21 protein-coding genes and 2 riboswitches are annotated in these 23,889 nt (G+C 31.0%); of the genes, 3 read left to right on the top strand and 18 right to left on the bottom strand.

The window, feature by feature from the left end:
• The 11 genes from RR539_RS07645 to RR539_RS07595 all read right to left on the bottom strand — a co-directional run.
• On the bottom strand, nucleotides 1–932 hold a 932-nt coding region (locus RR539_RS07645), incomplete at its 3' end, for an ABC transporter substrate-binding protein (RefSeq protein WP_332474246.1).
• A 149-nt stretch (nucleotides 933–1,081) separates the two neighbouring features.
• On the bottom strand, nucleotides 1,082–2,074 hold the full coding sequence (gene bsh, locus RR539_RS07640) for a choloylglycine hydrolase (protein ID WP_332474247.1): 993 nt from the start codon (nucleotides 2,072–2,074) through the stop codon (nucleotides 1,082–1,084).
• A gap of 68 nt (nucleotides 2,075–2,142) precedes the next feature.
• Complete coding sequence (locus tag RR539_RS07635; protein WP_332483691.1) at nucleotides 2,143–2,832, bottom strand: radical SAM protein; 690 nt, start codon at nucleotides 2,830–2,832, stop codon at nucleotides 2,143–2,145.
• A 14-nt stretch (nucleotides 2,833–2,846) separates the two neighbouring features.
• Entirely contained in the window at nucleotides 2,847–3,413 is a 567-nt protein-coding gene (locus RR539_RS07630; RefSeq protein ID WP_332483692.1) for an ECF transporter S component, read from the bottom strand.
• A gap of 157 nt (nucleotides 3,414–3,570) precedes the next feature.
• A riboswitch (PreQ1 riboswitch) is annotated at nucleotides 3,571–3,615 on the bottom strand.
• Between the two features lie 56 nt (nucleotides 3,616–3,671).
• Complete coding sequence (locus RR539_RS07625; RefSeq protein WP_332474250.1) at nucleotides 3,672–4,256, bottom strand: helix-turn-helix domain-containing protein; 585 nt, start codon at nucleotides 4,254–4,256, stop codon at nucleotides 3,672–3,674.
• Nucleotides 4,257–4,345: 89 nt separating this feature from the next.
• On the bottom strand, nucleotides 4,346–5,209 hold the full coding sequence (locus RR539_RS07620) for an MBL fold metallo-hydrolase (protein WP_332474251.1): 864 nt from the start codon (nucleotides 5,207–5,209) through the stop codon (nucleotides 4,346–4,348).
• 219 nt (nucleotides 5,210–5,428) lie between these two features.
• Nucleotides 5,429–8,437, bottom strand: a complete 3,009-nt coding sequence (locus tag RR539_RS07615) for an NPCBM/NEW2 domain-containing protein (protein ID WP_332474252.1) — start codon at nucleotides 8,435–8,437, stop codon at nucleotides 5,429–5,431.
• A gap of 65 nt (nucleotides 8,438–8,502) precedes the next feature.
• A riboswitch (cyclic di-GMP riboswitch) is annotated at nucleotides 8,503–8,586 on the bottom strand.
• Between the two features lie 113 nt (nucleotides 8,587–8,699).
• A complete protein-coding gene (locus tag RR539_RS07610; protein ID WP_332474253.1) occupies nucleotides 8,700–9,026 on the bottom strand; it encodes a hypothetical protein in 327 nt (108 codons plus the stop codon).
• Nucleotides 9,026–9,481, bottom strand: coding sequence for a GNAT family N-acetyltransferase (locus RR539_RS07605; protein ID WP_332474254.1), 456 nt, complete (start codon nucleotides 9,479–9,481; stop codon nucleotides 9,026–9,028). The genes RR539_RS07610 and RR539_RS07605 overlap by 1 nt, the downstream gene beginning before the upstream one ends.
• A gap of 94 nt (nucleotides 9,482–9,575) precedes the next feature.
• A complete protein-coding gene (locus RR539_RS07600; RefSeq protein WP_332474255.1) occupies nucleotides 9,576–11,021 on the bottom strand; it encodes a methyl-accepting chemotaxis protein in 1,446 nt (481 codons plus the stop codon).
• A 166-nt stretch (nucleotides 11,022–11,187) separates the two neighbouring features.
• Complete coding sequence (locus tag RR539_RS07595) at nucleotides 11,188–11,856, bottom strand: amidase domain-containing protein (protein WP_332474256.1); 669 nt, start codon at nucleotides 11,854–11,856, stop codon at nucleotides 11,188–11,190.
• Between the two features lie 172 nt (nucleotides 11,857–12,028).
• Here RR539_RS07595 and RR539_RS07590 point away from each other — a divergent pair, with 172 nt between their 5' ends.
• A complete protein-coding gene (locus RR539_RS07590; RefSeq protein WP_332474257.1) occupies nucleotides 12,029–12,427 on the top strand; it encodes a (deoxy)nucleoside triphosphate pyrophosphohydrolase in 399 nt (132 codons plus the stop codon).
• 23 nt (nucleotides 12,428–12,450) lie between these two features.
• Here the strand turns inward: RR539_RS07590 and msrB are convergent, their stop codons facing one another.
• The 3 genes from msrB to rarD all read right to left on the bottom strand — a co-directional run bounded on the left by msrB (nucleotide 12,451) and on the right by rarD (nucleotide 17,490).
• On the bottom strand, nucleotides 12,451–13,407 hold the full coding sequence (gene msrB / locus RR539_RS07585; RefSeq protein WP_332474258.1) for a peptide-methionine (R)-S-oxide reductase MsrB: 957 nt from the start codon (nucleotides 13,405–13,407) through the stop codon (nucleotides 12,451–12,453).
• Between the two features lie 155 nt (nucleotides 13,408–13,562).
• Nucleotides 13,563–16,472 (bottom strand): DEAD/DEAH box helicase, encoded by a 2,910-nt coding sequence (locus tag RR539_RS07580; RefSeq protein WP_332500305.1) that lies wholly within the window; start codon nucleotides 16,470–16,472, stop codon nucleotides 13,563–13,565.
• Between the two features lie 106 nt (nucleotides 16,473–16,578).
• Nucleotides 16,579–17,490, bottom strand: a complete 912-nt coding sequence (gene rarD, locus RR539_RS07575; RefSeq protein WP_332500304.1) for an EamA family transporter RarD — start codon at nucleotides 17,488–17,490, stop codon at nucleotides 16,579–16,581.
• A 189-nt stretch (nucleotides 17,491–17,679) separates the two neighbouring features.
• On the opposite strand from rarD, the gene trhO reads away from it, so the two are divergent.
• Nucleotides 17,680–18,675 (top strand): oxygen-dependent tRNA uridine(34) hydroxylase TrhO, encoded by a 996-nt coding sequence (gene trhO, locus RR539_RS07570; protein WP_332500303.1) that lies wholly within the window; start codon nucleotides 17,680–17,682, stop codon nucleotides 18,673–18,675.
• A 60-nt stretch (nucleotides 18,676–18,735) separates the two neighbouring features.
• On the opposite strand, the gene RR539_RS07565 is transcribed toward trhO, so the two are convergent.
• Together RR539_RS07565 and RR539_RS07560 are read right to left on the bottom strand one after the other, a co-directional pair.
• On the bottom strand, nucleotides 18,736–20,202 hold the full coding sequence (locus RR539_RS07565) for a methyl-accepting chemotaxis protein (protein ID WP_332500302.1): 1,467 nt from the start codon (nucleotides 20,200–20,202) through the stop codon (nucleotides 18,736–18,738).
• 141 nt (nucleotides 20,203–20,343) lie between these two features.
• Nucleotides 20,344–21,786: a DUF1254 domain-containing protein gene (locus tag RR539_RS07560; protein ID WP_332500301.1), complete on the bottom strand. Its 1,443-nt coding sequence runs from the start codon at nucleotides 21,784–21,786 to the stop codon at nucleotides 20,344–20,346.
• 179 nt (nucleotides 21,787–21,965) lie between these two features.
• On the opposite strand from RR539_RS07560, the gene RR539_RS07555 reads away from it, so the two are divergent.
• Nucleotides 21,966–22,334 (top strand): DUF1622 domain-containing protein, encoded by a 369-nt coding sequence (locus tag RR539_RS07555; RefSeq protein ID WP_332500300.1) that lies wholly within the window; start codon nucleotides 21,966–21,968, stop codon nucleotides 22,332–22,334.
• A gap of 33 nt (nucleotides 22,335–22,367) precedes the next feature.
• Here RR539_RS07555 and RR539_RS07550 read toward each other — a convergent pair whose 3' ends face one another.
• Nucleotides 22,368–23,084, bottom strand: a complete 717-nt coding sequence (locus RR539_RS07550) for an ABC transporter permease (protein WP_332474586.1) — start codon at nucleotides 23,082–23,084, stop codon at nucleotides 22,368–22,370.
• Nucleotides 23,084–23,889: ABC transporter ATP-binding protein (locus RR539_RS07545; RefSeq protein ID WP_332500299.1), on the bottom strand; the 806-nt coding region annotated here is incomplete at its 5' end. The genes RR539_RS07550 and RR539_RS07545, both read right to left, overlap by 1 nt.

The following is a 23,889-nucleotide window of genomic DNA, read 5'->3' as shown; positions in this document are numbered from 1 at the left end:
GTATTAGCAAGTGTACCTGTTTCAAACACCATAGTTTTTGTTGATTTAGGGAAAACACCCTTTTTAATTTCGTTTTCTGCCCTAGCTTCATCATAGCCCATTGTCATCCAAACTTCACCACTAGCATATAGTTGATCAAGTTTAGTTAAGCTTTCTGGATATGTAGTGCCCTTTTCCCATAAGTAAGGCTTAATTTCATTTAGGTATGACCATAAAGGCCTTGCTGACTCACTTAGAGTCTTTTCATCCATCTTGCCTAAATACTTCTCATATCCCCCAGTTGTTTCGTAAAATGCCTGTCTTACAAAAGCACTTCCTGTAAAATCTGTTGCTACAGGATAAGTTACTTTTCCTGGATTAGCCTTTACAAACTCCTTTAATTCACTAAATGACTTTGGTGGATTCTTTATTTTGTTTGAATCGTATATGTAAACAAATTGTACTTTCCCCCATGGGGCCTCAAGCCCATTAGTTTCTTCCCCAAAATCATACTTTATATCATTTGACTCTGAATTAACGTATTTATTAAAACTTTCAAGTTCACTTGTAAATGGACCATAAAGCACTTCACTTTCCTTAGCCATTTTAAAGTTTTCACCATTCATCCAAATAATATCAACGCTACCACTTTGCTTATTTTCTTTCTTTTCTACAATAAGCTTATTAATAACATCCTTCGGATCAGTAATTGGAACTCTTTTTAATATTATGTTTTTCTCATCCTTAAGTTTCGGTGCTACCCACTTATCAATATAATTATTAATAGAGTCGCTTCCCCCCCACATATGGATGTTAACTGTACTTTCTTTACTTTCTTCATTACTATTTTCTGTAGCACCATTATTTGAACATGATACAACTGAAATGGTAATTGAAAGTATCACTACAACTAGCATTAATCTAGCTATTAACCCCTTGCCTATCTTTCTCATATTTTACCTCCAAAACAATGTAATTTTGTATATTCTACAAAATCTTACATTGTATATAACACCTAATCAATATTTATAGAAAAAACCAATAGAAAATATATTTCTATTGGTTTTACTTATAATTATTCAACATATGACCTAAAATTATACTAATTTTGGTAGTTAATTTCAAGCGAGTCTATATACTCAAATACTTTAATATCATCTCTATCTAAATTCTCTTTTGTCATATCTACTGCATTAATATTGTTACCACTATATGTTTTGTAATAGTATACTATATTTTCAAGGTCCATACATGAAGTATATATAGTTTTTTCATCTATACCCTTATTGTTTAATACACTGCTTCCTATCATAGATACCCCTGACAGAATATGATAAAACTCGTTTATTCCCTGATTTATGTCGCTAATACTACCTATATTAGCCTTTAAGTATGATGACTTAATAAATCTTGATACAGATGATAAATCTCCTGGAAGCCCAACTGCACCAAGTCCTACTGCAAGAGGCTTAATTTCCTTACTACACCATACTGATTCTTTTGGCTGATTAGGGCTTAAGCCTATATATTGATTAATATTTGTTAAATGATAATCATAACTTGGAGTATTGGTTAAAACCCCTATACAGCTACTATCATAAATATTTAATCCATCAAAAGTTTTTTCAAGAACCACTGACTTTCCTGTTTTATCTGTAACCATCCAGTGAAGTGCTGCTATATACATACCTTCCTTAAATGGCTTATTTACTATGTTAACATTATCAATATTATCTAATAATGAATCAACACTTTCAAAGTTACCTAAAATCCACAGTATAAAGTCGTGGGGACCTAAATTAACCATACCGTCATAACATTCTTCCTCATAGCATGCAAAATCAGGAAAGTTTAATCCTGCACACGCAAGTCCTTTTTCATTGACAGCATCTGCATACATAGGGTGAGAATCTATTAAAGTTCCCATTCCAAGTATTGCATACTTTGTTGATTCTTCCTGTCCTGTTACAACATTATTATATTTAAAATTTCTAGGAGTTAGGTGTGGTGCTTGATAAAAGCTACCCTCAAGGTCCATATTCCTACCAAATAAGCACTTATTATTAGTTGTTTGTAATGTAATTGCTGTACACATATATATCACCTAGCCTTTATGTAATCATATTGTTAGTATACATAAAACTTGTGTTTTTTATGTGAAGATTAATCTCCTACTCCAAAATCTGTATTTTCAAATAAAACTTCAATTTTCTCTACTTTTTCTAAATATTTATACTCTTTTTCAAACCATCTAATTAACTCTTCGTCCCTTTCAACATCTGTTGAGTTCTCTGTAAAAATGTTTATGGTTCCATAATCAAAATGCTCCATAACAATATTTATATCACTTTTGATCATTTCCTTTGTTTGTCCCTTAATTCCTACCATCAAACATACTGACCTAAAATCCTTTTCAATATCACTATAACTATTAAACCTTGCATTTTTATTAAGATAGACATTACGAAACTCATTATTAAAGCTTTCAACTCCAATTTTATATACAACCTCTACACCAAAAAAGTCTCTCATTTCTTGAAGCTTACTTTTATAGCACCAATGTGACTCTAAAAATATTTTCTTAATACTCTTTTCTCTTACTATTTCTCGAATATATTCTAAACTTTCCCTTGGTATTTCAAAACAGCTTCCCGAATTAATAACCTCTAAAACTCCTATTTCTCCTGTTATATTATCTATAACACTTTTATTTAATTTGTTAACCTCGTCTAAATTACTAGAGTTATCCTCTATATAATCACAAAATCTACACTTACCCCAAATACATGGCATTGACTTAATAAGAACAATCTCCCTTGGATTTTTATCTTTTATAACGTTATATCTATCCATTTCATCTCCTATTTCTACGATACTTCACTTGTACTTTCTTCTCCAATATATTTTAACTTAAGGCTTTTAACAACTTTAAACACTAAGTAACACCCTATACTCTTATCTATAACTTCTGTTACTGCCTGCACAGCATATACCGATAAAATAGGATTTATATTTAATCCTTTAAGCATAGCTACTATTATACTAGACCCTGATGATGTTACTCCCCCAAATAGAATATAAACCACAGTACCTGCTGCAAGTGACGTAGCTAACCCTACAATTATTACCCTAAAAACAACTTGCTTCCTATCTAAAACCTTATTTTTAAATAAAAATCCTACTACCAATGCAGTTACAATTTGTGAAGGCATAAAGTAAATTGATATAGGATCAAATGTAATTCCATTGACTATTGCAGTTCCAACTCCTACAAATGCTCCATATATAGGACCAAGAATTACTGATGAAAGTATTGTTCCTATAGAGTCAAGATAAATTGGTAGCTTTAAAACCAAAGCTATGGTGCACCCTAGTAAATTAATCGATACTGAAAGCCCCATAATAATTAATTGTTTTGTTTTTGTATAATTCATTTTCTTCCTCTTTCCTAAATTATTTGACTTCTAGGCAAAGAAAAAATGCCCTAGGAACATCCCAGGACATTACTTAAATTTGCATAGCAAACAAGCCTACTTAATAGACCTAATGTACACAAAAAAGTCCTACTAAGGCTAGTAGGACAATAAGTCTTTTTCCCTAGTTTTTTATAGAGGGATGGTCACGAACCTCTACCACATAAATATGTGGGTTTTTATCATTATATCATATAACTATTATATTATTAATACACCTTAAATATTCTTATAAAACAGTCCGTGATTTACACAGTAATAATACAGTCTTCCTCTTCCCTGCTTCCTTATTCGTACACTTAAATTCCACTCAGGATATTGCTTAATTAAAAAACAGGAATCTCCTTTTACGTAGGCAACAAATCCTATATAATGCTCTTTAACCATCTGGTGCTTTGTAGTAATAAACATCTCATCTTCCACTGGCTCTATATTTAAAACATGATCATCCTCTTCTTTTTTAGGCTCTAATACTTTAAGCTTTCTACTACAACATTCAAGAACTAAATCCGATGTTGAAGTTATAATATTACCACATTTTTTACATACATAAAACTTTATCTTTCTCATATTATCTACACTTCCCCTATTAGTCTCATCTATCCCATTTAATATACTTTCTATCCTAATACCTAATATTTTAGATAAGTCAGGTAATAAAGTAATGTCTGGACATCCAAGCCCTCTTTCCCACTTACTAATAGTTTTATCACTTATATTCATTAAATCTGCTAAATTTTTCTGAGTCATATTTTTTTCTTTTCTAAGCTTATAAATAAGCCTTCCTACATTAGAACTATCCACTTACCTCACCTCTTAGTAATAATTTATATCATATACACTATACATTCAATAAACTATCCGTAGATAATAAAAGACCTACAAAAGCAGGTCTAATTATTATCAAGTATTAACTTTTTATTTCCTTCTATAAATGCAACAATATCATTAACTTCACTTTCAGTTGCACTTCTTTCCTTAAGATTTTCGTACCTTGCTATACCTTCCTTCTTTGATATAGTACTACCAACAACATCTCCAACTTCTTTAATATAATTACTAAACTCTTTAAAGCCTTCATGTGTGTACATATCATGGTGTGATGGTATATAATAATCTGCATCAATATCTATTAGGGCATCTATTAGCCAGTAAAGCTTTTCTCTTGTATAACTATAGTTTCCATTATACATATCGTTATACATAGCATCCCCTATAAAAACAACCTTCTCTCCTTCAACATTAACTATTACACAATCTTCTGAATGGTCGCATTCTATATGCTCAGCACTAACTATAACTCCTCCAATATCAATAGATACCTTACTGTCAAAAACTATATCACTTACTGGTATTTCTATATTACGATTATTATCTGGATGTTCAATTTTCATATGATCTTCACAAAACTTTATTTCTTCTCCAAGTAATACCCTTTCGTGAATAGCCTTATCAGTCCACTTTAACGTTTTCATCCACTTAAGCTTATCATCTGTTTTCTCATGTACAATATTTATTGCACCAATAGTTGTTACTCCAAACACATGATCCCAATGCCAATGGGTTAATAAAAGATATTTTATTGGTGGAATATCTAGCTTTGCTGTATATTTTAAAAGTTCATTTGCATGTTCCCTTGAATTACCTCCATCTATTACAAGTGAATAATCATCACCTACAACAAGCCCTAAAACAGGTCTGTCTCCATTTGAAACATAATCCATATAATAGACACGATCAGTTAACTTATTTAACATATGTATTCCTCCTTTACTTTTATATAATTTCTACCCTATTTATAAACATACTTTTATTTAATAGTATCAATTTTTCTATTTTTTAATATTATAATAACATATTACTATAATTTAAGTAGGGTAGATACTTAAGTTATCAAAACAACCCTAACCTAGCACCTCTTTAAATAGAGAAAAACACATTGAAATAATCAATGTGTTTTACATAACAATACATATTTATTTTAGTGTTACAAATTTAGCATCTGCCCATACTGTATGGTCCTGTGCATCATTTCCATTAGCCATATCTGTTATTAACCTAATTTCTTTTGCTCTGTTTAGTGGAATCTTAATAAGCTCTGAATCATCCTTACAAGTAAATTGTTTTGATTCATATACTACTGTTCCATCTAATACTATTTTATACTTAGCACTTGCTCTTGTACCACTTCTCATTGCACCATCAATACCTACTCTAACTGTAAAATAATCATATGAATTTCCTGTAAGATCATACTTAATTTCTGAGTTTGCATGTGCTCCAAGTCCCTTTGTGAAGGTTTTTTCTACTCCATTAACTAATAATGATATTGGCTTTAAGCTTGGTGATTTATCATTTTGAATTCCACCCCATCCTGATACAACCTTAGTATAAGGTAGATTTGTAATATATTCATGTCCTGCTGCAACCTGCACCTCTACAATTTTAGTAGATGTTAGCCCAGCATTAGTTAATTCATATATAACCTGATAACTTCCAGGTATAGCTGTATTTACCGTATTACTTTTAACTATAACTGAACCTGTAATATTTTCACCTGTATGTGTTAATCCTGTAACATAACTTAGTGGATTAAAACTTTGATTTTTTTCTAGTATAATACTTGAATCAGCCTTTAATACCGGTTGCTGTGAGTTATACTCTACTTTAGGTGAAGCATTTAACTTCATATCATATGCAATAACTTCGTACTTATTATTAATATTTATATCAACATTGCTATCTACAAAGCTATTACCACCTGTAAATCCAATAACTTTACCATCTCTATACACTTCATATCCAAGAATATTTTTATCATCCTCAGTATTTATATTAAAGCTCAGTGTATTTGTTCTATTAGTAGCATTGCCTACAATAGAATTAATTTCTGGCTTAACATTTGCTGTAAAACCAGTTCCAGTATACTGCAGTGCTGCACCTCTTAGATACCAAAGTTTCTTACTAGGCACTGGATACTTACTTATCTTATCAAGTGTTTCTCTAGATGCTTCAAATCCGTGTCTTTTAAAGTATTCTCCTAGGTTTAAATTCATAACTTCTGATGAGTACTCTATAAATATATCCCTCTTTTGCTGTTCATTTGCTATTGCTGGATACTTTTCTCTATAAAGTGCATTAATTTTACCCCAGTAATTATTATCATAAACCTGTAGCTGCCAGAACATACCTAATCTATCAAAAAGACCAACTTCATCAAATGTTTTTGTCCTAATATCTGGTGCAACCTGTGGATATACACCAGTTTCATATTTCACCCTGTCATTTGGGTTTCCATAATGGTAAGACATAATAAGTGATACCATATTATTAGTTACTTCACCCCAAGTTCTAGAACCCATATCCATTCTATGACCAAGCTCATGAATAAAGCCCCATGAGCTCTTCTTAATTCCCTCAGGATCATGAATCAATACCATTACATTTTTTTGTACACCTACATGATCTCCCGCTGCATACATTGCACCATAAGGCTGCATAAATCTAATCTGCTCCTTAGTAAACTTAGGATCATGAATTAACTTACTTCTATCTAAATTATATATCCCAAATAACTTCTCAAGAGTATCATCCCAAAACTTAGCTGCATTATTTGGATCAAGATTCTTTGTAACATATGCCTCATATGCACCTGTTGTAGTACATGCAAGCATCATTCTATCTGAATTTAATTCGGCAATATCTAGTACCTTGTTAGTCCCTGCTGCATTATCTTGATCAAGCTTAACCTTATAATCTATAAGCTCTTGTCTAAATGCCAAAGGGTCTTCCCCCTCATTAAATAATGGGAACTTATTGCCTCCCTCTATTCTTATAACTGGAGCAACAGGCTGCTGAAGTTCATCATACTGATTAACAATATAAATTGCCCCTCCCTTTTTAGGATTCGTTGGGTAATTACTTCCATATGGGAAGTCAGGTACTACAAACTCGTTAATCCCTGGCTTTAATCCAATGGTTTTCTGCCACCCCTTCCATGTTCCCTCATTTTGTGAGAATGAAACCTGTGGCATAGGGCCTGAATCCCCTGCTTCAACGTATAAAGTTACTACATCACCTGGCAGTGCATAAATTCCTGTTGATTGAAAGTTCATCCCAAGTCCAAACTTAAGATTATTTCCTGAATGACTCTTAATATCTCCCACCCTACGTGGTTTAATTATTCTTCCATCAGTATCCATTTCATTTCTAATAATCTTCTTTGCTATTTCTAATCTTTTAAGGTATTTATCCTTAATTGGATGATTCACAAGTTCCTGTTCCATTTGAGTTATTTTATCTAAGGAATTAAACTGGGATTTAAGTGATGAATAGGTTCTATCAGTAAACATTGAATCAATTTCATCTACAACCTTATCTTGCTTAAAGAATTTCAGTTCGGCAGCACTTGCCCATCCGTCATGTGGATCTACAAACTCAATTCTAAGTCTCTTAAAATCACTTGAATTAAACTTAAACTCTATTAGTGATTTTTCAGTTGAACTATTTCCCTGTGCAACAAGCTTAAAATCTTCTCCTGAATCTGTAAGTGATGAATAAATTTTCATTTCTCGAGGATATCCCTTATACCCATTATCCTGTCTAACAGCATAAACAAGTCTATTAATTGACTCTATTTTATCAAATGCTACTGTAACAGTATTCTTAAAAACAGATGAATTAGGCTTACCTGTTTCCCAGTGGGTACTTAAAATGTTGTCAAATGCCTTATTTAAACTGCTTGAAGCATATTGACCACCATTATTAACATAACTAATTGGCTTTACTTCAAATTTTGTACTATAGTCTAAATAATTTTCATGACTATAAAGATCGAACACCTGAGACTTAATATCTGATACCGCCTCCTGTGTTGATAATAGATTTACACCCTTTAGACTTTGCACCGTTTCAGCAAAGGCAGGTGTAATTACACTACCGCTTAAAATAGCTGCGATAGCTAAAGTTGAAATTGCTTTTTTCATTTTTTTACCTCCTATTGGTTATTAACCGCAGAAGTACATTCACCTTAGCAAAGAGTGTTGTACCCTTTGGCAACTGGCTGACATAGCTTAACGCCTTAGTCCCTATAGCTTTGCGTCACTAGATTTCCCTAGTTTTGCCTAAAACATATTATTCACTTTACTTATCGCATGTGCATTCAATCTCTTAATAAGAAAAAAATGTTTTTTGTACTCTTTGTTACAAATAAACAAAAGCTAGAGAATTTTCTCTAGCTCTAATATATTAAATATGTTTATTTTTACTCTTAACAAATCTTGTTATACCAACAGATAGAAATCCTAATACAAGGTATACTATTAAAGGTATTATAATACTTCTAATATTATAGAAAACTAATATAGGGGCCCAAATTGAAATAACTAATAGTCCACTTCCAATTAACATATCTAACAATGAATTATAAAGTAATCTTCCTTGAACTATAAATGCTAATGGAAAAATGAAATATATTCCTAAAATTATATACTTACTCTGTGGATATGTACTATCAATAAGTATTAGTCCAAGAACAATCAAGCTAGGAATTACCATAGATAATATTCTTTTCATTACATCCCCCTTTTAATAACCATTACTTTTTCTCCCTTAGAATCTACTTCTCCGTTAAATTTAAATCCTATGGATTCGTATAATCTAATTGCAAACTTATTATAATCGTACACACTTAAATAAATCTCATTACAATTATACTCGTCAAACAATCTTTTTATTAAATAAACTACTGATTTCTTACCATATCCCTTACCTTGATACCTATAGTCTATGAGTATTCTATCTAGCCAAACTCTGCCATAATATCCCTCATTTTCAAAATACCCATACATTGTAAATCCTACAACTTCACTTCCACTATAAATAGCTAGAGTTCTCCAGTTTGAAGCACTTCTTGCCTCTTCTATACATTCATCTACACTTTCAATAAAGCCTTCTTGATCACTTCTAATTTTAAGACTTAAAACTTCACTTAAATTATTTTTATCAATAGATTTAAAGTGTAAGTTCATTATTCCACATCCTAATCTTTATAAATTACTATTTACCAATTAAAATCTCAATAGTAATAAATATAGTATCATCAAATCACAAAAATATAAACATCTATACTTCAAAAACACTTACACCCTTATCTGATAACTGCTTACTTAATTTTATTATATCTTCAAAGTCCATAATAAGCTCACCTGATAACTTCTCAGCCTCATTAAACTTCTTAATTGCTAAATCCTTATTATCATCTAACATTAAAGATATTACTTCTTTCCCATAGTTATGGAACTTTGCATGTTTACTATCAATACTATCCCATGTTTCCCTAATATCTCTATTGAAAGGCTTAATTGAGTGATAGAAATGACCAAAAGCACACTTTTTATCATTTACCTGTAAAGGTAAAAGTTCTCCACTAGTTAATATCTTATTTAAGTTTGATAACCACCCCTTATGAGCAGTAATTGCATTATTAATTTGTGCTATAAAAGTATCGTTATCTAATGCATAATATTTATCACTTACAACCTTACCTATTAGTGATGCCGCCTTATCAAGTTCACCTTCTATTTCAGTTAAAGGTTTTATAACCTGTCCTATACTTCTACTAGTAGTATCTAGAACCTCTGCACTATTATTTAAAACATCAATATCCATATCACACTGGGCAATATTTTCTACAACCTCATCAAGTGATGCACTTATTTCTTCACTTGATGCTGCTATAGTTGTTACATCCTCCGATATACCATTTACATTTTCCCTGTTTTTTTTGCTAACTTCATTTAAGAAATATATCCTGTCATTTATTTTCTGAAATGCTTCCACTGTTAATTCAACACTATCTATACTTTTATTTGAAGCATCACCAATAGACTGAACAAAAGTATCCATATTACTTGTTAAGTTTTTAGTTTCTTCTGCAAGTTTTCTTATTTCCTGTGCAACAACGGAAAATCCTCTTCCACTCTCTCCTGCTCTACTTGCCTCTATTGAAGCATTTAAAGCTAGCAAATTGGTCTGATCTGAAATTCCATTAATAGATCTAATAACATCTTTCATATTAGTAATAAGGGTAATTAGCTCCCCCATATCATTCTTCATATTAGTTGATTGATTTATAGCTTTTTCTGAAAATAACTTTATTTCACCTAGCTGAACATCACTTTTTTCAGTTTCTAGTAATATTTCACTTGCATTATCAGACAGACGAACTATTGCCTCTGTTAACTCATTATAGGCCTGTTTAACCTCCTCAGTTGAACTTAATGTAGTTTCTGATGTAGTTTTAATACTCAATATTGTTTTATTAATATTATTAACTACCCTATTTAAATTCTCTTCCTTGCTTTGAAGAACCAAATCTAAACTACTAATTCCCATAACAGCCTTTAATATTATTGTTGCTAATTCTTCAATAGTTGATTTACCTATAGCAATTCTCTGTTTAATATTATTAATTTCTTTCATTAATTCAATATTTAGATTACAATCTATTTCAGTTAAATTTGATATACCATCTATTATCTTTTCAATTTTTCTATTTGCTAAATACATAATAACTTCCTCTTTTCAAATTTGTAACGATAATATCCTATTGTATTTTTTAATATATTTTAGCACATTTTGTAATCATTAAACAAATAGTAAAATTTTTTAATAATAAATTTCTATATATTTAAATATATAGAATGTTATTGAACATCAAATAACATCCTAAAATTTAACTCATTCTATAAATTCTTGCTCCTCCTTCAGGTGCTGCAGCTAAAAGTGACCTTGCACTTGAATCATATGAATGTGAAGCACATATTAAGTCCCCCTTATCATAGTCCACTATTATTAATGTATGATAAGGCTTCCTATCCTTATTATAAAGTGTAACAGCATCTCCACGACTTCCGTAATTATATATACTTCTAAAAGCTTCTAAATTTTCAAAGTATGAACTACTAAACTGCTCGTAAGCATTAGCATTAACAGACCAGTAATATGCAAATGCACTAGCCCCTCTCCATGTAGATGATATTAAATCAACAGCCCACTTATTTCTTGTTCTACAAAACCAATTTTTCATACTTGATGCATTATATCCTATCATAGGCTTACCACCTGCATGAAGAGCTTGGGATATAAAATTTGCACAATCTCCTCCATATCCTGAATAATGAGGATACTCTGGATTATACTCATATGCAAACCTAATTGCATAATCAACTGCCTCCTTCGGCGAATATGCAAATTTCGACTTAATATTATCTACAGGTATTAAATTATCATCATATATATTAAGAAGTGCATTTTTATATACATTTTCCATTTGTTTATAAGTTAAATTTTTATACTTAGGATTATTATAAATATCGTCATATATTTGTTTCTTATCCTCCAAAGAATTCTCCCTTAATAATTATTCTATAATTATTAGATATTATTAAAGAATAAACTTTAGTCCATATTTTTATATTAATTATTAATTATTACTAAATATTTAAACTTTAATAATAATTCAATAGGTTCACCTCATATTTACTTTATGCTAAACTTATTATGAGGTGTTTAATATGAAAAAATTAGTAAAAGTTGTTGGAGCAATAATTGAAAATGATAATAAAGAAATTCTTTGCGCTTTAAGATCACCTAAAATGTCTCTACCTAATTATTGGGAATTTCCTGGTGGTAAAATAGAGCCTAATGAAACAATAAAGCAAGCAATAGAAAGAGAAATACAAGAAGAACTATCTTGCACTATAGAATTTGAAAATATCTTTAATGATAATACACATGAATATGATAATTTTATTGTTAATCTAATTACAGTAAAATGCACACTTATATCTGGTATCCCAACAGCAAGTGAACACTCTAAGCTTATATGGCTTTCAAGGGATAATCTTGAATCACTTATTTGGGCACCAGCTGATGTTCCAGCAGTTAATCAACTTATAAAAGAGCAGGTATAAAATTTATATACCTGCTCTTTATATTAAATATAATCTTCTATTTTGCCGTAGCCTTTCTTTTCCATGTCCTTTTTCGGTATGAACCTAATGGCTGCTGAATTTATGCAGTACCTAAGTCCCCCCTTATCTACTGGACCATCTGGAAATACATGACCTAAATGACTATCAGAATCTGCACTTCTAACCTCTATTCTAGCCATTCCATGTGAATTATCATTTATTTCGTAAATTTTACTTTCGCTAATAGGCCTTGAAAATGCTGGCCATCCACAGCCTGATTCAAACTTATCATATGATAAAAATAAAGGCTTACCACTTACTATATCTACATAAATACCCTCTTCAAAATTATTATTGTATTCATTTGTATAGGGAGGTTCAGTACCATTCTCCTGAGTAACATAGTACTGAATATCTGTTAATCTTTCCTTAAGTTCCTCCTTATTGTAACTATTCATTATCCATGTTTTTTCAATATAGTCCTTACGACCTGATCCCTTATAATATAACTTATAGTGAAGAGGATTCTTCTTATAGTAATCCTGATGTTCCTCCTCAGCTAAATAAAATTCTTTTGCATTTAAGACTTCTACAGCTATAGGCTTATTAAACTTACCTGACTTTCCAAGTGAGTCTATATACTTAAGTGCAGCTTCCCTTTGAACCTCATCATAATAATAGACAGCTGTTTTATAAACTTCACCTCTATCATTAAACTGACCACCACTATCTGTTGGATCGATACTCCTGAAAAATATATCAAGTAGATCATTATATGAAATTACACTATTATCAAATTGAATTTCAACAACTTCTCTGTGACCTGTTCTCTTGCTCGCAACCTCTTCATAACTAGGATTCTTAACTTCTCCTCCTGAATAACCTACCTTAACACTTTTAACTCCTCTATACATATCAAACGGCTTAACCATACACCAAAAACATCCACCTGCAAACATAGCTCTATTTATATTATTCATCTAATCACCTCTATCTATATTATTTTCACTTTGTACTAATATTATAGATTAGCTTTTAAAATAAACAATACCTGATTTTTTTGTGACAATAATAAAAGGGCTAACAATTAGTTAGCCCTTTTATTATATATATTTTAAACTTCTAAGATAAAGATTTATACCTGTTTAATAAATTCTGTGTATAATCCACTAGGCATTATATTGTGTAACTTTAACTTTACAGTTATAGGCTTCTCCCCACTATATTCTATAGTATCTCCTTTACCTATATAAATATAAGGCTCAACTACACCATCTATTTCCCTATACTTTCTAACAAATAAGTGAAGATTAACACCATTTTCTTTATTATGTGTTATATTACGACCTCTATCTGAATTCTGTGACGTACTATTCGGACTTTGCCACTGGAACAAATCTCTATTTATAAACTTATCCTTGTAATTAATACTTTCTTTAATGCCCTCTTCCTTATGAAGGTCAATAAACAGAAAATACTCCTTATCATTTGTAATAAGTCCACTTCCTCTAAATGATGTATGTATCTTTGTATAATTTGAAAGTAGTGCCGCATCTATCATTTGATATTGACTATATAACTTAAAATATGGCACCCCATAATAATCACTGCTATAGTTGTTTTCGTACCTTATTAATCCATAATTTAAAACATCATCAATTAATTTTCTGTATTCCTTTTTCCAGAATATACTCTTATACTCATCAGGTATGTAAACTTCGTCTCCATTATAAATTATCCAATTAACATAATTCTTTAGCTGCGATGAATCATAATACTTTCCACTTAAATAATTAAATGAATGCTTAATGCTATCTTCATCTACTTCATCAATATACTTTGTGATTTCACATCTAGCATCCCCTATAGACATAGTTTGATTTTTAAGTAAACCCTTAATAATACTAAACTCATATGGTCTTTTCAAAGGTAGTTTATCTGTTAACTCCTTAAGAATTTTATAAAACACCTGATTTGATAATATATCTTCAAGCACATCATCATTTTCCATTTTAATAACAAACTCACTATATGTTTTAACCTTAGTTAAGAACCTTAAAGGATCTGGGGCTCCATCATACTTAGTATAATCTGTTAAGAAATATGGAACCCTTCCACCATTCATTTTCTTAAACTCAAGATATTCTTCCTTAAGGTATTTCATAGCATTAAAGTTCTCACTATTAAGCTGTTCTAAAATTCTTTCCTGGGCTATTCTATCCATTTGAATATTAGTACATCCTGGAATATTACTAAACTCAGTAGCTACTGCAACCTTAAGACTATCCTTATCATAAAACCTAGCTCCATTTAAGGCTATAGCTATTAGGAATGCTTTTTGATGATTTCCTATAAAGTCTAAAACGGTTAAAAACGACTTGTCCTTATACTTTCTAAGACCTCTTCCAAGCTGCTGAATAAATATAATAGGGGAACTTGTTGGTCTTAACATAAGCACTGAATTAATTGAAGGTATATCTACACCTTCATTAAAAATATCAACTGTAAATATTACTTCTAAATTATCTTCATCACACTCTAGTCTTCTAATTCCTTCTTCTCTCTCATCTGCCGTATTTTGTCCTGTTAAACAAATACTATTAATACCCTTTTTATTAAACTCTTCCGTCATATACATGGCATGATCTATATTAGCACAGAACCCTATGCATTTACGTTTGTCTCCATCAAAGCCATAAAAGTTCATCTTATCTATAATAAAATCAACTCTTTGATTAACCTTAAGTCTTTTTACTATTTCATCTATATTATTAAGATTTACATCACTTAAATCAACTTCATCAATATCTGTAATACCAAAATAGTGAAATGGAATAACAAGCTCTAACTCAAGAGCCTCCTTAAGCCTAACTTCTAATGCTATGTTACCATTAAAGACCTCATAAATATCAGCTCCATCACATCTTTCTGGAGTAGCTGTCATTCCAAGTAAAAACTTTGGATTAAAGTGACTAAGTACCCTTTCATATGTTGGACTTGATATGTGGTGAGCCTCATCAACAACAATATAGTCAAACTCCTCTGGGGAAAACCTATCAATATTATTATTCATAGACTGAATAGTTGAAAAAAGATACTTTGACTTTAAATCCTTACTGGTTCCTGTAAGAAAACCTGTAGTAATATTCTTATTTTTAACTATCTTTCTAAATGTCTTTTCTGCTGACCTTAAAATCTCTTCCCTGTGAACTAAGAATAACATCCTACTCGGATTAAACTGCATTACATCAAATGCTGACATATATGTTTTTCCTGTACCTGTTGCTGCAACAACAAGGGATCTATCCTCACCAAGTTCTCTTAACCTATGTAGCTTTTTCATAGCCCTTACCTGCATATTATTTGGCTTAATTAATGCATAATCACTAAGTTCTATTGCACTTGAATCAGTAACCTTTTTAATGGTCTCTAAAAACTCAGTATATCTTTCAATAAACTCATCATCTACCACTGTTGTACAGTTCCAAAGATTAATATATTCTTCTATAATTTCCTTTGCAAAGCTATTTTCCTTTTTAGATATTACCCTAACATTCCACTCTATATTACTCTTTAATGCCCTTTGTGTAATATTAGATGAACCAATAATTATTTTATATTCATTTCCACCTTCAAAAATATATGCTTTTGTATGGAATCCCTTCTCCTTATCAGCTACAAATATTTTAAGGTCTATATTATTAAACTCTCTGATCCTGTCTAGTGCCTTAGGTTCTGTGAAGTTAAGATAGGTAGATGTGATTATCTGACCCTTAACCCCTCTTTCTTCTAGTTCTTTAAATGTATCAAGAAGTAGCTGCAGGCCGCTAAAATTAATAAATGCTACACTAAAATAAAACCTATCACATTCACTTAAGCACCTTTTAAGCTCATTTAATAGGTTTCCTCTATCAGAATTAGTAATAAGCTTGTTGGATACTAAATAATCCCTTTCTTCTATTTTAGAATATTCAGCACCGTAAATACCTTCTTCCCCTAAAACCTCTTTAGTTAAATCTATATTATCATCAAGTAAATCCTTCATTTTTCCTCCAAACAACTTATAACCTTTATTTTCTAATTAATTACGATTATACCTAACTAACTGTCTTTTCTAAACCTAATAGCCTAATCTTTTAACTAAAAACAACTCAACTTATATCTTTTATATTATTAATGGGCCTTTTAACCTTAAATATCTTAGTTTCTGACAGGGTATACACTACAAGTGATAACCATATAAACCCAAAACTAATTAAGTGGGCTCTTGTAAATTCTTCTCCAAATACAAATACACCTAAAAATAGACTCATTGTAGGAGAGATATATTGTATAAATCCAAGAGTTGATAAAGGAATTCTCTTAGCTCCAAGTCCAAATAACATTAATGGTGCTGCGGTTGCTATTCCAGCCCCTACAACAAGCATTGTTTGAAATACAGATATATTTCCTAATGCTCCCTTACCAGAAGCTTGTACAAATATAATATAAGTTAGTGCCAGTGGGGTAACCATTGCTGTTTCAATAAATAGTGATACTATAGCACCTGCATTAGTAAGTTTTTTAAGGAGTCCATATAATGCAAATGTAACTGCAAGGCTTACTGATATCCATGGAAATTTACCATATTGAAATGTTAAGAATAACACTCCACAGGATGCTAATATAAGTGCACTTATCTGCCCTATTGATAATTTTTCTTTTAAAAATACTACTCCAAAAAATACGACTACTAAAGGATTAATATAATATCCAAGGCTAGCCTCAACCATATGACCACTATTAACTGACCATATATAAAGTCCCCAGTTAATAGTTACCATAGCAGCAGACATTAAAATAACTATTATGTTCCTTTTTATCTTAATCACTTCTATAGTTTCTTTAATATGCTTACCACATATTATTAAAACCCCTACAAATATAAATGCCCAAAATATTCTATGGGCTAGTATTTCAAATGAAGGCACGTTAGATATTGCCTTCCAATATAAAGGTAATACCCCCCAAAGCAAATAGGATAATGCTGCATAAATAATTCCTAACTTTAAATCCTTATTCATTTTATGACCTCTCTCTAGCTAATAATAATTAATTATCATATTATCATATTTCCTTGGTAATATATAGAATATAATACTCTTTCAAGATAACTATTGTTAATTGATATATTTTATCATTTACTTTTCACTATCAATTCATTATAATTAGCATAATAAACGTATATTATGCTGATGCAGTAGGAGATAGAAATGGATAATAATTATAGAATTTTACTTTATTACAAATTTAAAAATATTGATAATCCTGAGGAATTTACAAAAACTCATCTTAATCTATGCAAAGATCTAAACCTTAAAGGTAGAATATTAATAGCACATGAGGGTATTAATGGCACTTGTTCTGGTACTATTGAAGATACTGAAAAGTATATGTTAGCCCTTAAGTCAATTAATGGATTTGAAGATACTGTTTTCAAAATAGATGAAAGCACTGGTCATAGCTTTAATAAGCTTTATGTAAGACATAGAAATAGCATATTAACTCTTTTACCTGAAGATGATGTTAACCCTAATGATAAGGTAGGTACCTATCTAAAACCGAAGGAGTTTTACGAAATGCTTCAAAACGATGATGTTATTATTGTTGACGGTAGAAATGACTATGAATATGAAATTGGACATTTTAGAGGTGCAATTAAGCCTACAGTAAATAACTTTAAAGAATTTCCTAAGTGGATTGACGATACATTAGGAGATATGAAGGATAAAAAGATTTTATCTTACTGTACTGGTGGAATTAGATGCGAAAAGCTTACAGGTGTATTTCTAAATAAAGGCTTTAAAGAAGTCTATCATCTTGATGGTGGAATTGTATCCTACGGAAAAGATGAAGAAGTTAAAGGAAGACTTTGGGATGGTAAATGCTATGTATTTGATAATAGGATTTCTGTTCCCATAAATAGAACAGAAGAAGATATGGTTATATCTAAATGCTCTATTTGTAATGAACCATCGGATAGATATATTAACTGTAGAAATGATGATTGTCATGACCAATTCATTTGCTGTGAAAGCTGTAGCTCTACCACAAATGATTTCTGCTCTACTACTTGTAGTGATTATGTAATTAATAATCCAGAGCGTGATGCTCTGACTAGATTACAAAGAAAAAAAGAACTTTATGAATTATATAACCAAAATCATGATATGTATAAATATATTGCTGATAAATTAAATAATAAATAAAATAAGCCTTGAAGCTGTAGAAAATCTACATATTCAAGGCTTTTAAACTATAAAGCGATCTTAATTGAGTATTTCAGCTAAACTTGCTGTTAACTTATCTAGTTCATTAGCATCCTTACTAACTTCGTTAATAGATGCTGTTTCCTCTTCTATTTTTGCCATTATCTCTTGTATAAGTGCTGAGTTATTACTTGTTGTATCTGTTATTTCTTCCATATTACTATATATAACCCTTGAAAGTTTACTTAACTCACCTATTCTTTCTTGTACTAGGCTTGTTTTTTCTATTGTGCTATTTATAGTGTTTTTCATTTCTTCTAAAATTTGCTCAACACTCCCCTTAGCCTCTTCACTTTCTAGAACACTCTTCTTACCCTCTTCAACATTTACACCAACTAAGTTAATCATTGAATAAAGCTTTACTATAATATCAGATATGTTTGAAGTTGCTTCCTTTGATTGTGTTGCAAGAGATCGTATGCTATTAGCTACAACGCTAAATCCACGTCCATGCTCACCTGCTCTAGCTGACTCAATAGCAGCATTTAATGCAAGTAAATTGGTTTGATCTGATATTCCTTCTATTGTTTGAACAATAGAGTGTACATTAGTCATTTGACTATTAAGCTCGTCCATAACTTCCTTTGTATTATAAACTACATTTTTCACTTCATCCATACTATTAAATAATACACCAAATTTTACTATACCATCATCAATTGCTTGATTAGCATTATTTGAATATACCATCATTTCATTAGAATCATTTAAAGCAGCTTTGATATTTCTATCAATTTTTGTTATAGACTTATTAGTATCAACAATGCTCTCTGTTTCACTTATTATTCTCTCTGTAAATAATGCAACCGAATCCGTTATATACTTAGATGTCTCTTCTATATCCTGCATACTATTTTTTACTGTTGAGCTTATATCACTTATAAACTGTGAGCTTTCATCAATTTTTAGTAATAATTCCTCTACTTTTTCTGTTTTTTCCTCAGCCTCTTTTGATGCTGTTATAGCCTTAATAGTAAGTTTCATTCCAAGTTTATTAGAAATAATCAGACAACTACACATTAAAATAAAGTATATATTAATAGTTATTATTATACTTGCATTAGCATTTATAAATACTATATCCTTATATGTTAAATACCCTAAATTAATAATTAAAATTCCTAAAATCATATTAAGTGTAGATACCTTATAATCATTATATAATGTAAGTATTCCAGCACCTGCAAACACGTTAACTATTACCATATACTGAATATCTGGATTACATGGTAGAAAATAAAATGAAATAACAGCATATATAACTGTTAATATATACTTTGCAGACTTCTCCATTTTCCCATTATAAACTGCAATACCTATTAACATTATACCTACTATCGACCCTCCACCAACTACTACTCTTATAATAGGATTTGGATACTTAAGCATTATAATTATTGCTGTTAATATCATTAATGAAGCTGCAAGATTAAATACTAGTTTGTTATTTGAATGTTCGCTTGCCATACCTTCTCCTCATTTCACCTTAGTATATAAATTTTTCTCATATGTAAATTGTATAAGTATGTTTACTATTTGCTATATTACCCTAACAAAGCAGCTATAGTATAAAACCTAGGTTTACTCTATAGCTGCTAATTGTTAAAATTACTTTACTCTCTGTACCCCTGGTAATGTATACTCACCTGTAAACCAAGCTTTTCCTGGCATATATGCTCTGAAAATCATATGGAATGGCTTATCCTTAGGTGCTGGTAACCAATTACTTTCATTACCCACTGGTGGCTCACTTTGAATATAAATTGTTAATGATCCATCTGCATTGTACTTAAGGTCTGTATCAACATCTCTAATTGCATATTTGTTTACTGGGTTATTTACAAGGCAATGTGTTTCTGAATCATACATAGTTAATGACCAAAATGCATCAACTGGAGGAATACTTCCTGCTGGGAATGTTAACGTATACTTATTAGCCCCATTATATCTAACATTATCAACATCCTGCTTTGTTGATGGATAATATGCTTCTTCAGCAGTATTTCCACCAATACCACCTCTTGCGCACATTGCTCTTAAGAAGTAGTTTTGACCAAACTTACCTACTTCCTTAGATCCACTCCATCCATTAACAGATGCTGTTGGCATACTCATAACATATGTAATTAACTGCTCTGTTTTAACAGCGGCACTCGCAAAAACTTCCTTCATTTCAGGTGAAAGATCTTCTATATCAAAATCTGAATTAGGACCGATTCCTATTGAATCAAACTTAGCCATTAAAGCAGCCTCTTCCTTTGGCATACCTATTTCATCTAAAATATCATTTAAAACTTCAAAGTACTCTATTTTTCCATATACATTTTGACTTAACTGCATACCCTCATCTTCCTGTGGATATGTTTTCTTAAGTGCATCTCTACCGTGCTTTTTATACTCATCAAGTGGTACTATATTATACTTATCTTGAAGTGCATGAACTGCTGGCAAATCAGCCTTATCCTTGCAGAATGTTCTTGGGAAAATCCAAGTGTAGTTAGTATCAACCTTGATTACCCCATCTACATTAGCATCAATTTCTCCCTTAAATTCAGGACCTACTATTGCATAGAAACCTTCCTTAGTACCAGTAGTTCTAGTCCCTATATACCCTTCTATGTTGCTGTACATATCATTAATCTGAATAGAATAATACCTACTTCCCATATCTGGCACATAAACAATAACAGGCTGCTCCTCAAGGTCAACCCATGCACCTGAGTAAAGAACATCAATATTTGGTGCTCTAAGTCTTGTTGTTTCAGGTACTGCAAAATTTCTAACATGATAGAACTCCCCAAGTGGTGCCCACTCCGTATCCCCTTGATATTGAGGATGAGTCATTAGATACTTAGATCTTTCCATTTCTACAAGTGAAAGACCATAGATATAAGCTTCCTGTGCTATTTTTGCTACTTCTTCTTTACTAACTGTTATGTTAGTATCAACTTCTTTAGTTTGCTTTTCATTTGCATAAACAGGTAGTACACTAGTTGACACAAGCACTGCTGTTAATACCATAGCAAAAACTTTTCTGATTGCATTTCTCATATTTTTAACTCCTTTAAAATAATGTAATGTTTTACATTACTGTATCGTAGCGCTTCTAGAAAACTTTAGCAATTTTCGTCATATTTCCCCATTTTTTTATCCCTCCAAATATACTAATTGGTTAAACGTTTAGTTAAGCCTAATAATGGATAAACTACAAACTATACGGAGGTGAATAAATGGATATTAAACATATTCTTGAAATACTTATTTTTACTATTCAAGGGCTATCAATTATTATTTTAGCTTTTGGAGTTATACTCAGCTTTTTAAAATTTTTAAAGTTAGAATTAACCACCAAAAATAAATCTAATAAAGCAAAACTTATAACCGCAATTAAAAACTATTTAGCTTCCTATATTCTATTAGGACTTGAACTATTAATAAGTGCTGATATTATAGAATCTATTGTAAACCCTTCCATTGAAGATATCTTAAGGCTAGCAGCTATTGTAATAATTAGAACTGTAATATCCTACTTCCTAAACAAAGAAATGAAATCAGATGAAAATAATAAGTCAATAAAAAGTGCTAGTGAACTTAACTAATCACTAGCACTTTCAATTATATTTTTAAGAATTCTAATCTGCTCTTAATTCCTTTAATCTCCATAGGCTTATGGAAGCCGCTATAACAAAAATTATTATTAATGGAATAAACACATCCATTTGAAATTTTGAATTTATCATTGACTCAAATCCCCATGTAGCAGGAAATACATTGCCTACTATCTGTAATATCTCCGGCAGCATATTGGATGGAAACATTATTCCCGAAAGCATGATTGATGGAAGGAATATAAACTGTGATATCATTGTTAACCTTGACTGGCTCTTAACTACTAATCCAAGAACTGTTCCAATAACTAAGCTAACTACTAAGAAAATAATTAGGCTAATAAAGTATAACCCTATATTAGTTGGAACAGATGCGTTAAATGCTATTTGTGCCATAAAAAATATAACTAAACTCATAACAAATAGGTGAATAAACCCTGATATAAAATTGTTTATTACTGCTGTCCAAAGAGGAATACCTGCTACCCTATAGGATTTCTTGATATCACTTCTAAAAACCTCTATTAAAGGATTTGGAGAACCTATAATTGCTCCCATAGTAACGCCAAAAACAGTCATAGATGGAATTAGTGTTTTATATGCTATAGGATCAATTGATGTAAATATTCCCCCCATAAACATAAAAAATACTATTGGAACTATATAGTATGTTATTAATATTCCCTTGTTTCTTAAATCAAGTTTCCACTGAAGTAAAATACCATATAAAAATCCTCCCATTACTTCTCCCCCCTTGCAATATTCATAAAACTATCTTCTAGGGTTAAAGTTTCAACCTTAACATCTGCTACCTCTATATTTTCTCTTTTAGCTAAGCTAAGTATTTCAAGTAACCCTTCATGTATTTTACTACATTCAAACACATGGTAATCCTTCTCTACTCCTTTGTATATGTAGTCATTAGAATAATCATTCCCAAAGTTCCTACTTATCTTCATATATATTCTATAGGTACGTTTCATGTTGTTAATAAGTTCATTTACTTTACCTAAATAAGCTATTTCACCATCTTTTAAAATCGCTAAAGTGTCACATAGACTTTCAACCTCTGCCATATCATGGCTAGCCATAATTATTGTTTTTCCTATGGATTTAAGTCTTCTAATTTCTTCATGTAAAGCGACCCTTCCCTCTACATCAAGTCCTGCAGTAGGCTCATCAAGAAATATAATCTCTGGATTTCCTGTCATTGCCAAAGCTAAGTGTAGTCTCCTCTTTTGCCCTGTAGACATAAACTTATATTCTTTTTTTAGTATTTCACTTACCCCTAACCTATTTACAAAATCTAAGTCTACCTCTGTTTTATTCCACTTTGCATATAACTTTAGAGCCTCTATTCCTCTTATTCCTTCTGGAAGTGTTGATGACTGTAACTGTACTCCTATTTTCCCATTTACTAAAATCTCTCCAGAATTATATCTACGAATTCCCTCAATACACTCTAAAGTTGTTGTTTTTCCTGCACCATTAGTACCTAGTAAAGCAAATATCTCTCCCTTAGAAACTTCAAATGAAATTCCCTTAA

Origin of the sequence: Clostridium sp. (assembly GCF_036639235.1) — a bacterium.
Taxonomy (GTDB): domain Bacteria; phylum Bacillota; class Clostridia; order Clostridiales; family Caloramatoraceae; genus Clostridium_AB.
Note: the sequence above shows the minus strand (reverse complement) of the source record. Positions and strands in the feature narration are given on the sequence as shown.

What these genes read in the sequence shown, in the direction of transcription:
- bsh (WP_332474247.1), bottom strand. Translation starts at nt 2,074, where the DNA reads ATGTGTACAGCAATTACATTACAAACAACTAATAATAAGTGCTTATTT.
- RR539_RS07635 (WP_332483691.1), bottom strand. Translation starts at nt 2,832, where the DNA reads ATGGATAGATATAACGTTATAAAAGATAAAAATCCAAGGGAGATTGTT.
- RR539_RS07630 (WP_332483692.1), bottom strand. Translation starts at nt 3,413, where the DNA reads ATGAATTATACAAAAACAAAACAATTAATTATTATGGGGCTTTCAGTA.
- RR539_RS07620 (WP_332474251.1), bottom strand. Translation starts at nt 5,209, where the DNA reads ATGTTAAATAAGTTAACTGATCGTGTCTATTATATGGATTATGTTTCA.
- RR539_RS07615 (WP_332474252.1), bottom strand. Translation starts at nt 8,437, where the DNA reads ATGAAAAAAGCAATTTCAACTTTAGCTATCGCAGCTATTTTAAGCGGT.
- RR539_RS07610 (WP_332474253.1), bottom strand. Translation starts at nt 9,026, where the DNA reads ATGAAAAGAATATTATCTATGGTAATTCCTAGCTTGATTGTTCTTGGA.
- RR539_RS07605 (WP_332474254.1), bottom strand. Translation starts at nt 9,481, where the DNA reads ATGAACTTACACTTTAAATCTATTGATAAAAATAATTTAAGTGAAGTT.
- RR539_RS07600 (WP_332474255.1), bottom strand. Translation starts at nt 11,021, where the DNA reads ATGTATTTAGCAAATAGAAAAATTGAAAAGATAATAGATGGTATATCA.
- RR539_RS07590 (WP_332474257.1), top strand. Translation starts at nt 12,029, where the DNA reads ATGAAAAAATTAGTAAAAGTTGTTGGAGCAATAATTGAAAATGATAAT.
- msrB (WP_332474258.1), bottom strand. Translation starts at nt 13,407, where the DNA reads ATGAATAATATAAATAGAGCTATGTTTGCAGGTGGATGTTTTTGGTGT.
- RR539_RS07580 (WP_332500305.1), bottom strand. Translation starts at nt 16,472, where the DNA reads ATGAAGGATTTACTTGATGATAATATAGATTTAACTAAAGAGGTTTTA.
- rarD (WP_332500304.1), bottom strand. Translation starts at nt 17,490, where the DNA reads ATGAATAAGGATTTAAAGTTAGGAATTATTTATGCAGCATTATCCTAT.
- trhO (WP_332500303.1), top strand. Translation starts at nt 17,680, where the DNA reads ATGGATAATAATTATAGAATTTTACTTTATTACAAATTTAAAAATATT.
- RR539_RS07565 (WP_332500302.1), bottom strand. Translation starts at nt 20,202, where the DNA reads ATGGCAAGCGAACATTCAAATAACAAACTAGTATTTAATCTTGCAGCT.
- RR539_RS07560 (WP_332500301.1), bottom strand. Translation starts at nt 21,786, where the DNA reads ATGAGAAATGCAATCAGAAAAGTTTTTGCTATGGTATTAACAGCAGTG.
- RR539_RS07555 (WP_332500300.1), top strand. Translation starts at nt 21,966, where the DNA reads ATGGATATTAAACATATTCTTGAAATACTTATTTTTACTATTCAAGGG.
- RR539_RS07550 (WP_332474586.1), bottom strand. Translation starts at nt 23,084, where the DNA reads ATGGGAGGATTTTTATATGGTATTTTACTTCAGTGGAAACTTGATTTA.